The organism is Polaromonas sp. P1_G4 (genome assembly GCF_056405475.1).
The window spans coordinates 1-8,783 of record NZ_JBFUCA010000145.1 but is presented as its reverse complement, the minus strand read 5'-3'; the positions used below and the strand labels follow the sequence as shown (position 1 = coordinate 8,783).

The window sequence follows — 8,783 nt, the reverse complement described above, 5'->3', positions numbered from 1 at the left end:
CCTCAAAGAGAGCGATCGCAAGCGCGCAGGCAGGTCTTGCAGAGCCCCCACGCTTTTCACGTCGTGTAATGCGCTGCCCCCCGAGGGGGCCGTTGCGCCTGCGGCCCGGCAAAGCCGGTTCCGCGGCCCCTGCTGGGATGAGTCTGGGACTCGCCGGGCTGCGGGGTGAATCGCTTGAAATCAGGCCGCTGTGTGTGCAAGCTCCAGCGGCCTTTTTGACTTTTTATATTCGTATAACAGCCTGAATTGATTGCACGCCTATGAAACTCACGCATTCCAAAGCTGTCGTCCTGATGATTTTCGTGACCCTGATGTGGTCGATTGCGGGTGTGGTCACGCGTCACCTGGAGTCGGCACGCAGTTTTGAGGTCACGTTCTGGCGCAGCTTTTTCACGGTGGTCTCTTTGCTGGTGATCTTGCCGCTGTGGCAGGGCAGGGCGGTGTTCACCAAAATCCGCAACGGTGGCTCGGCGCTCTGGATTTCCGGTTTCTGCTGGAGCGTGATGTTCACGGCTTTCATGGTGGCGCTGACGCTCACCACGGTGGCCAATGTGCTGGTGACGATGGCGGTCAGCCCTTTCATCACGGCTTTGCTGGCGCGCGCGTTTATCGGCCACCGTATTCCGGGCCGCACCTGGCTGGCGATTGCCATGGCGGGTGCCGGTATTGCCTGGATGTACGGCGGGCAGATGGACCTTTCCAGTCACCTGGGCGGAACGCTGGTCGCCTTGATGGTGCCGCTGGCGAGCGCCAGCAACTGGACCGTGGTGCAGCACAGCCGTGCCCACGGCAAGAACATCGACCTGGTGCCTGCCGTGCTGGTGGGGGCGGTGATCTCAACGTTGGCCACMTTGCCCTTGTCGTTCCCGTTTTCCGCCACGCCACATGACGTCGGCCTGCTGGCCTTGCTGGGTCTGGTTCAGTTGGCCATCCCGTGCGTGCTGTCGGTGATGTGTGCCGGCGTTCTCAAGGCGCCGGAAGTCGCCCTGCTGGCGCTGTTGGAAGTGATTTTTGGTATTTTGCTGGCCTGGTTTGGCGCGGGTGAAGTACCTGGCCCGAGTGTGCTGACCGGCGGCGCGCTGGTGATAGGTGCGCTGGTGGTCAATGAACTGGTTGGATGGAGGCAGCGGGCATGAATACCGTCAGCAGAAACGATGTGCTGGTCGAGCGGCGCGGCAGCGCCGGGCTCATCACCCTGAACCGCCCCAAGGCGCTCAATGCGCTGTCGCTGGCCATGATCCGGGACCTGTCCGCCGCCTTGCTGGCCTGGCGTGACGACCCTGAGGTTCATGTGGTGGCGGTACGCGGCACCAACAAGAAGGGCCAGCCCGGCACGCCCGAAAGCCTCTTCGGCGGTTTTTGCGCGGGGGGCGACATCCGCTTCTTCCACCAGGCGGTTTTCGCGGGCGATTCTGCGCTGGAGGACTTCTTCACCGAGGAATATGCCCTCAACCACCTGATTCACAACTATCCAAAGCCCTACATCGCCTTTATGGACGGCGTGGTCATGGGCGGCGGTATGGGAATCAGCCAGGGCGCCAAGGTGCGCATCGTCACCGAGCACACCAAGATGGCCATGCCGGAAACAAACATTGGCCTGTTTCCGGACGTAGGCGGCGGCTACTTCCTGAGCCGCTGCCCGGGCCACGCCGGCGAGTACCTGGCACTCACGGGTGATGTGATTGGCGCGGACGACGCCATCGGCTACGGCCTGGCCGACGTGAAGCTGGATGCCGCCCGCCTGCCGGCGCTTTGGGACGCCCTGGGCAGCCGGACTTTCGCTTCAGCCGCTGAGGCCGAGCAGTGGATTGCTACTGAATTGATAGCTGGTTGCGCCCGTCCTCTGTTGGCTACCGGCCATTTTGATGCCTACTTTTCCTTGCCGAGGGTCAAGCACATCGTGGATGCGCTGGAAGCTTCAACCGACCCCTGGGCGCTGAAGACGGCCGCCACCTTGCGCAAGCGTTCGCCGCTGATGCTGCATGTGACACTGGAGCAGATCCGCCGTGCCCGCACCATGACACTGGCCGGCGACCTGCGCATGGAGCGTGACATGGTGTACCAATGCTTTCACCTGCGCCCGGGCGCGGCCAGCGAAACCGTCGAAGGCATACGTGCGCTGGCCGTTGACAAGGACTACAAGCCGCAGTGGATGCCCGCGCGCATCGAAGACGTGAAGCCCGGCATGGCCGATGCTTTTTTTGTCAGCCCCTGGACAGCGGACGAACACCCGCTGCGCGAGCTCTGAGTCGTTTGCTCAGGGACGGGCGACGTGCCAGGCATTCATGACGTTGTCGCCGGTCTTGTCCCCGGGCTTGGCGTCCTTGACCCAGTAGTACAGCGGCTTGCCCTTTATCGCCCACTGCCGGCTGCCATCATCACGGGTGATGATGGTGTAGTCGCCCAGCGGCTGGGCTGTCGCAGTGGGCACCAGGGGCGGCCAGTTGGCCGCGCATTGGCTATTGCAGACCGACTTGCCGCTACCGGCGGTGTCGCGGTCGAAGGTGTAAAGCGTCATGCCGTTGGGCCCGACCAGCACGCCATCGGCGACGGTAGCGGGATGTTTTGATGTCGTGGAAGCGCAGCCGCCCAGCAGGGCGGCGGTCAACAAGGCGGTCGTCAGGAATTTCATGGAAAAGCTCCGGTGAATAACAGCGGATGGCTGCACAAGCATAAACACCGGCAAATCCGGGCTTACTCGAAACATACTTCCACGATTTCCGGAGAAGGGCAAGCGGCGGATGCCGCGTTTTGGAGCAAGCCCTAGCGATTGCGCGACTTCATCGCGCGCTCAACCTCGCGCTTGCCTTCGCGGTCCTTGATAGTGTCGCGCTTGTCATGTTCGCCCTTGCCCTTGGCCAGGCCGATCTCGCATTTCACCTTGCCGGCTTTCCAGTGCATGTTCAGCGGCACCAGGGTGAAACCCTTTTGCTCGACCTTGCCGATCAGGCGGCGGATTTCTTCCTTGTGCATCAACAGCTTCTTGGTGCGCACCGAGTCAGGGCGCACGTGGGTAGACGCCGTGCCCAGCGGGTTGATCTGGCAGCCGATGATGAAGAGTTCGCCATTGCGAATGACGACATAGCCGTCGGTGAGCTGGACCTTGCCTTCGCGCAGGGATTTCACTTCCCAGCCTTCGAGCACCATGCCCGCCTCAAAGCGCTCTTCAATCTGGTAATTGAAAAGCGCTTTTTTATTGTCGGCAATGCGCACGGCGGCCGCCGCTGCCTTGGGTGAGAGATTGGCAGAGGGCGTTGCGGCCGTTTTTTTGGAGGAGGATGCTTCTTTGGTGGCCATGGATAAAAGGTAAGGGCGAAATCTGAAAAGTACAGAGCCCGCGAAGTGGCTAATACAATTGCGCCCAGCCCTCGATTGTATGAAAACCGTTCACAAGTCCGTTTTAATCTGGTACAGCGCCGCCGAAATGTTTGGGCTGGTCACTGATGTCGCAAGGTATCCCGAGTTTCTCCCTTGGTGTGACCAGGCCGCTGTGCTGGAGGAAGATGCGCGCGGCATGACAGCGAAGGTCGGCATCTCGTTGGCCGGGCTGACGCAAAGCTTCACTACCCGCAATACACACGAAAAAAACCGGAAAGTCAGCCTGAAACTGGTCGATGGCCCGTTTTCAAAGCTCGACGGCCACTGGGATTTCACGCCTGTCGGCAAGGCCGATGAAAGAGCCTGCAAGGTGGACTTCACGCTGCGTTATGACTTTGACAACGCCGCGCTGGCGGCACTGGTCGGTCCCGTTTTCGAAAAAATAGCGGGAAGCCTGGTGGATGCCTTTGTCAAAAGGGCTGAAGACGTCTATGGCGAAGCCTGAGGGCGGCGCGCCGCTCAAAGTCACCTTGGTCTATTCAGCGGCGCCGCGGCAGGTTCGCGAGTGGGCGCTGGAGCTGGCAGCGGGCACAACGGTGGCGCAGGCGCTTGCTGCGGCCGGGGTTTTGGATGAATTCCCGGAGTTGCAGCAGGGCGGCCGCCCGGTCGTCGGTATCTGGGGCCGTAAAACCACCTTGGGGCATGCGCTGCATGACCATGACAGGGTTGAGGTCTACCGCGGTCTTCGGGTGGATCCAAAGGTTGCGCGCCGCGAACGTTTCAGCCGGCAGGGCGCCAAAAGCGCGGGGCTGTTCGCTAAAAAAAGAGCGGGGGCGAAAGCCGGATACTAGCCGTGGCCGCCAGCGATGTTTGGCGAACACCGCAGAAGCTGTTTGTTATTTGCAGCTGCTATCAATGGCTTCCTGGACGCGCTTGACTTCGGCTGCGCGCTTCGTATCGTCCATACCTTCCCGTTCACCTTTGCCATTGACGGCAGTGATGCGTACGCCCGATTGCAATGTCGCCATGTTGCGCTTTGCATTGTCACAATTTTCGGCCTTGGCTTTGGMTATTTTCTCTTCTTCGGCCTTCTTCTTGGCGGCTTCTTCTGTCTCAGCCTGCTTCTTCTTGGCCTCAAGGTCCTTGTCCTTGCCGGACAACAGTCTGGGCGCGCTGGCTTTACCTGCTGGCGCAGACGCTGCCGGGGCAGCCGGATCGGCTGCGCTGGGAGCGGGATCAGCGGCTGCTGCCGTTCGCGCCATGCCACCTGGTCGCTTCAGGATGTTTTTTTCCAGAATGTCGGCGGGCGRCGAACGGTCGCTATAGACCTTGCGCCCGTCTTTATCGATCCACTGCCATTGGGCGAACGCTGTCAGCGAAAATGACCCGCAGGCGAGCGCCAGCAGGAGGGGGCGAAAAACGGATTGGAAGTGCATTTCGTGAGTGTAGCGCTGTGCTGTCCGGTTTTCGTGTGGCCGGCGGGTAAAGCGGCTTTTTTACAACCACTTGGCAGACAGGGACGAAGGCTGTGAAGGGCTGCTAGGGGTAAGTACCGACGGCGTGTGACGACAAGGGTACAATCGTATTTTTGGAGCCATCCCTATGCGCCTACTCGGCAAAGCGCTCACCTTCGACGACGTATTGTTGGTGCCAGCGTTCTCCCAGGTCCTGCCCAAGGACACTTCACTTTCCACCCAGTTCTCCCGAAATATCCGCCTGAACCTGCCGCTTGTGTCGGCAGCCATGGACACGGTCACCGAAGCCCGGCTGGCCATTGCCATTGCGCAGGAAGGCGGCATCGGCATTGTTCACAAAAACCTGACGCCCCAGCAGCAGGCAGCCGAGGTTGCAAAGGTCAAGCGTTACGAAAGCGGCGTGCTGCGCGACCCGGTGGTCATCACCCCCACGCATACCGTGCGCCAGGTCATGGCGCTCAGCGAGCAACTCGGCATTTCCGGCTTTCCCGTGATTGATGGGGGCAAGGTCGTCGGCATCGTCACCGGGCGCGACATGCGCTTCGAATCCCGCATGGATGTGCCGGTCAGCACCATCATGACACCGCGCGAGCGCCTGATCACCATTTCTGAAACCGCYTCATTGGCCGACGCCAAGGCCTTGTTGAACAAACACCGCCTCGAACGTGTGCTGCTGATTAACGACGATTTCGAGCTCAAGGGCCTGATCACCGTCAAGGACATCACCAAACAGACCACCTTTCCGAATGCCGCGCGTGACTTGCACGGCAAGCTGCGCGTGGGTGCCGCTGTCGGGGTGGGTGAGGGCACCGAAGAACGCGTCGAGGCGCTGGTCAAAGCCGGCGTCGACGCCATTGTGGTGGACACCGCCCACGGCCACAGCAAAGGCGTGCTCGACCGGGTGCGCTGGGTCAAGCAGAACTATCCCCAAGTTGATGTGATTGGCGGCAACATCGCCACCGGCGCCGCGGCACTGGCGCTGGTGGAAGCCGGCGCTGACGGCGTCAAGGTCGGCATCGGCCCCGGCAGCATTTGCACCACCCGCATCGTTGCTGGTGTGGGCGTGCCGCAGATCATGGCCATCGACAACGTCGCCACGGCTTTGCGCGGCACCGGCGTTCCGCTGATCGGCGACGGCGGCATCCGCTACAGCGGCGACATCGCCAAGGCCATCGCGGCCGGCGCCAACACGGTGATGATGGGCGGCATGTTCGCCGGCACTGAAGAAGCCCCGGGTGAAGTGATCCTGTTCCAGGGCCGCAGCTACAAGAGCTACCGCGGCATGGGCAGCATAGGCGCCATGCAGCAAGGCAGCGCCGACCGCTACTTCCAGGAGTCAAGCACCGGCAACCCGAACGCCGACAAGCTGGTCCCCGAAGGCATTGAAGGCCGCGTCCCCTACAAAGGCTCCATGGTCGCCATCGTGTTCCAGATGGCCGGCGGCCTGCGGGCCAGCATGGGCTACTGCGGTTGTCCCACCATCGAGGACATGCGTGACAAGGCCGAGTTCGTGGAAATCACTTCTGCAGGCATCCGTGAAAGCCATGTCCACGACGTGCAGATTACCAAGGAAGCGCCGAACTACCGGGCTGATTGAGCCTGAAAGCGGCCTGAGGCGTCTGATGAACCAGACGCCTTTTTCTTTTTTTGCCTTGGARTAACACCCTCATGCAGCACCAGAAAATACTCATTCTTGATTTCGGCTCCCAGGTCACCCAGCTGATTGCCCGCCGCGTGCGCGATGCTCACGTGTTCTGCGAAGTCCACCCCTGCGACGTCAGCGATGACTGGGTCCGCGAATACGCCAAAGATGGCACGCTCAAGGGCATCATCCTGTCAGGCAGCCATGCCAGCATTTACGAAGAAACCACCGATAAGGCACCGCAAGCGGTGTTTGAGTTGGGCTTGCCGGTGCTGGGCATCTGCTACGGCATGCAAGCCATGGCGCACCAGTTGGGCGGTAAGGTCGAAGGCGGCCACAAGCGCGAATTCGGCTCCGCCGACGTGCGCGCCCGCGGCCACACGGCGCTGCTCAAAGACATTGCCGACTACACCACGCCCGAAGGCCAGGGCATGCTCGATGTCTGGATGAGCCACGGCGACAAGGTCACTGAAATGCCGCCGGGCTTCAAGCTCATGGCCTCCACCGATTCCTGCCCCATTGCGGGCATGGCCGATGAAGACCGCCGTTTCTACGCGGTGCAGTTCCACCCCGAAGTCACCCACACCAAGCAGGGCAACGCCATCCTCAAGCGCTTCGTGCTCGATATTTGCGGTACCCGCCAGGACTGGGTCATGGGCGATTACATCAGCGAGGCGGTCGAGAAAATTCGCGCGCAAGTGGGCGACGAAGAGGTCATTCTGGGCCTCTCCGGTGGTGTTGACTCCTCAGTGGCTGCGGCGCTGATCCACCGCGCTATCGGCGACCAGCTGACCTGCGTGTTCGTCGACCATGGCCTGCTTCGCCTGAACGAGGGCGACATGGTCATGGAGATGTTTGTCGGCAAGCTGCACGCCAACGTGATCCGTGTCGATGCAAGCGACCAGTTCCTCGGCCACCTGGCAGGCGTCAGCGAACCCGAAGCCAAGCGCAAGATCATCGGCCGCGAGTTCGTTGAGGTGTTCAAGGCCGAAGCGGCCCGACTCAAGGCCGGCACCGGCGGCCACAAGGGCGCCAAATGGCTGGCCCAGGGCACGATTTACCCCGACGTGATCGAATCCGGCGGCGCCAAAAGCAAAAAAGCCGTCACCATCAAGAGCCATCACAACGTCGGCGGYCTGCCTGAGCAACTGGGTCTCAAGCTGCTCGAACCTTTGCGCGAGTTGTTCAAGGACGAAGTCCGCGAGCTGGGCGTCGCGCTTGGGTTGCCGCACGACATGGTGTACCGCCATCCGTTYCCCGGCCCCGGCTTGGGCGTGCGCATCCTGGGCGAAGTCAAGAAAGAATATGCAGACCTGCTGCGCCGTGCCGACGCAATCTTCATCGAAGAGCTGCGCAACTTCAAGGATGCCGCGACGGGTAAAACCTGGTACGACCTCACCAGCCAGGCCTTCACCGTCTTCCTGCCAGTCAAAAGCGTGGGCGTGATGGGCGACGGCCGGACTTACGACTACGTGGTGGCCCTGCGCGCGGTGCAAACCAGCGACTTCATGACGGCCGACTGGGCCGAGTTGCCCTACGCGTTGCTCAAAAAGGTCTCGGGCCGCATCATCAACGAAGTGCGGGGCATCAACCGCGTGACCTATGACGTCAGCAGCAAGCCGCCAGCGACGATTGAGTGGGAATGACTGGAGTGGAGGCCTGAGCCATGCCCGGGCAATCCGCATTACCCGGCTTTGACGATGCGCCGGCACCGACGGACCGGCTGTTTTTCGCGCTCTTTCCTGATGCTGAGACCGCTGAGCGCATTGCGCAGTGTGCCCGGCAATTGCGCACAGAACACGGTCTGCATGGAACGCCGCTGAAAACCGAACGTTTTCACATCACGCTGCATCATCTGGGCGATTACGTCGGCCTGCCCCAGGGGGTCGTCGAGATGGCAAGCCGGGCCGCTGCAGCGGTCAAGGCGGCACCGTTTTCTGTCACCTTTAACCGGGCCACGAGTTTCGCCAGTTCTCCGCGCAACCGGCCTTTTGTCCTGCGCGGTGACGCCGGCCTTGCCGACCTGATGGCGTTCCAGCGGGCGCTGGGCATTGAGATGACCAAGGCTGGGCTGGGGCGCTGGGCGAAACCGGCCTACACGCCCCATGTCACCTTGCTCTATGACGACCGCGCGGTGGCCGAACAAGCGGTTGAGCCCATCACCTGGACGGCCGGCGAGTTTGTCCTTGTGCGCAGCCTGATCGGCCAGACGCTGCACGTTCCACTGGCCCGCTGGCCATTGCGCCCCTGAGCCCGCGGTAACAGATTCCGGGGAAATTTCCGGCTGATCAAGCCGCCGCCAAATCCGTTTTTTGGCCTATGCTTCAGCCCATGTACATGCCGCCCCA

General features: G+C 61.6%; 10 protein-coding genes. 7 read left to right on the top strand and 3 right to left on the bottom strand.

The features are described 5' to 3' along the window. Positions 1 to 260: 260 nt before the first annotated feature. Both AC1D1X_RS09475 and AC1D1X_RS09470 read left to right on the top strand, forming a co-directional pair. Positions 261 to 1,136, top strand: a complete 876-nt coding sequence (locus AC1D1X_RS09475; RefSeq protein WP_477671648.1) for a DMT family transporter — start codon at positions 261 to 263, stop codon at positions 1,134 to 1,136. After that, positions 1,133 to 2,248 (top strand): enoyl-CoA hydratase/isomerase family protein, encoded by a 1,116-nt coding sequence (locus AC1D1X_RS09470; RefSeq protein WP_477671647.1) that lies wholly within the window; start codon positions 1,133 to 1,135, stop codon positions 2,246 to 2,248. Before AC1D1X_RS09475 ends, AC1D1X_RS09470 begins: the two co-directional genes overlap by 4 nt. A 9-nt stretch (positions 2,249 to 2,257) precedes the next feature. Here the strand turns inward: AC1D1X_RS09470 and AC1D1X_RS09465 are convergent, their stop codons facing one another. Beyond that, positions 2,258 to 2,632 carry a COG4315 family predicted lipoprotein gene (locus AC1D1X_RS09465; protein WP_477671646.1) on the bottom strand — a complete coding sequence of 125 codons (375 nt, stop codon included), beginning with the start codon at positions 2,630 to 2,632 and terminating at the stop codon, positions 2,258 to 2,260. A 131-nt stretch (positions 2,633 to 2,763) separates the two neighbouring features. Then, positions 2,764 to 3,297 (bottom strand): SsrA-binding protein SmpB, encoded by a 534-nt coding sequence (gene smpB, locus AC1D1X_RS09460; protein ID WP_457282772.1) that lies wholly within the window; start codon positions 3,295 to 3,297, stop codon positions 2,764 to 2,766. A 79-nt stretch (positions 3,298 to 3,376) separates the two neighbouring features. Here smpB and AC1D1X_RS09455 point away from each other — a divergent pair, with 79 nt between their 5' ends. Both AC1D1X_RS09455 and AC1D1X_RS09450 read left to right on the top strand, forming a co-directional pair. Beyond that, positions 3,377 to 3,823 (top strand): type II toxin-antitoxin system RatA family toxin, encoded by a 447-nt coding sequence (locus tag AC1D1X_RS09455; protein WP_457282773.1) that lies wholly within the window; start codon positions 3,377 to 3,379, stop codon positions 3,821 to 3,823. Then, a complete protein-coding gene (locus AC1D1X_RS09450; RefSeq protein ID WP_477671645.1) occupies positions 3,810 to 4,169 on the top strand; it encodes an RnfH family protein in 360 nt (119 codons plus the stop codon). Before AC1D1X_RS09455 ends, AC1D1X_RS09450 begins: the two co-directional genes overlap by 14 nt. Before the next feature lie 45 nt (positions 4,170 to 4,214). Here AC1D1X_RS09450 and AC1D1X_RS09445 read toward each other — a convergent pair whose 3' ends face one another. Continuing rightward, positions 4,215 to 4,754, bottom strand: a complete 540-nt coding sequence (locus tag AC1D1X_RS09445) for a DUF4124 domain-containing protein (protein ID WP_477698185.1) — start codon at positions 4,752 to 4,754, stop codon at positions 4,215 to 4,217. Between the two features lie 166 nt (positions 4,755 to 4,920). Here AC1D1X_RS09445 and guaB point away from each other — a divergent pair, with 166 nt between their 5' ends. The 3 genes from guaB to AC1D1X_RS09430 all read left to right on the top strand — a co-directional run bounded on the left by guaB (position 4,921) and on the right by AC1D1X_RS09430 (position 8,686). Continuing rightward, on the top strand, positions 4,921 to 6,390 hold the full coding sequence (gene guaB, locus AC1D1X_RS09440; protein ID WP_477649390.1) for an IMP dehydrogenase: 1,470 nt from the start codon (positions 4,921 to 4,923) through the stop codon (positions 6,388 to 6,390). 71 nt (positions 6,391 to 6,461) lie between these two features. Further along, positions 6,462 to 8,081 carry a glutamine-hydrolyzing GMP synthase gene (guaA, locus tag AC1D1X_RS09435; RefSeq protein WP_477671643.1) on the top strand — a complete coding sequence of 540 codons (1,620 nt, stop codon included), beginning with the start codon at positions 6,462 to 6,464 and terminating at the stop codon, positions 8,079 to 8,081. A 20-nt stretch (positions 8,082 to 8,101) separates the two neighbouring features. After that, the gene (locus AC1D1X_RS09430; protein ID WP_477671642.1) at positions 8,102 to 8,686 is read left to right on the top strand and encodes a 2'-5' RNA ligase family protein; all 585 of its coding nucleotides are present in this window, start codon (positions 8,102 to 8,104) and stop codon (positions 8,684 to 8,686) included. The last annotated feature ends 97 nt before the right edge of the window (positions 8,687 to 8,783 follow it).

What these genes read in the sequence shown, in the direction of transcription:
- AC1D1X_RS09470 (WP_477671647.1), top strand. Translation starts at nt 1,133, where the DNA reads ATGAATACCGTCAGCAGAAACGATGTGCTGGTCGAGCGGCGCGGCAGC.
- AC1D1X_RS09430 (WP_477671642.1), top strand. Translation starts at nt 8,102, where the DNA reads ATGCCCGGGCAATCCGCATTACCCGGCTTTGACGATGCGCCGGCACCG.
- AC1D1X_RS09465 (WP_477671646.1), bottom strand. Translation starts at nt 2,632, where the DNA reads ATGAAATTCCTGACGACCGCCTTGTTGACCGCCGCCCTGCTGGGCGGC.
- AC1D1X_RS09450 (WP_477671645.1), top strand. Translation starts at nt 3,810, where the DNA reads ATGGCGAAGCCTGAGGGCGGCGCGCCGCTCAAAGTCACCTTGGTCTAT.
- AC1D1X_RS09455 (WP_457282773.1), top strand. Translation starts at nt 3,377, where the DNA reads ATGAAAACCGTTCACAAGTCCGTTTTAATCTGGTACAGCGCCGCCGAA.
- smpB (WP_457282772.1), bottom strand. Translation starts at nt 3,297, where the DNA reads ATGGCCACCAAAGAAGCATCCTCCTCCAAAAAAACGGCCGCAACGCCC.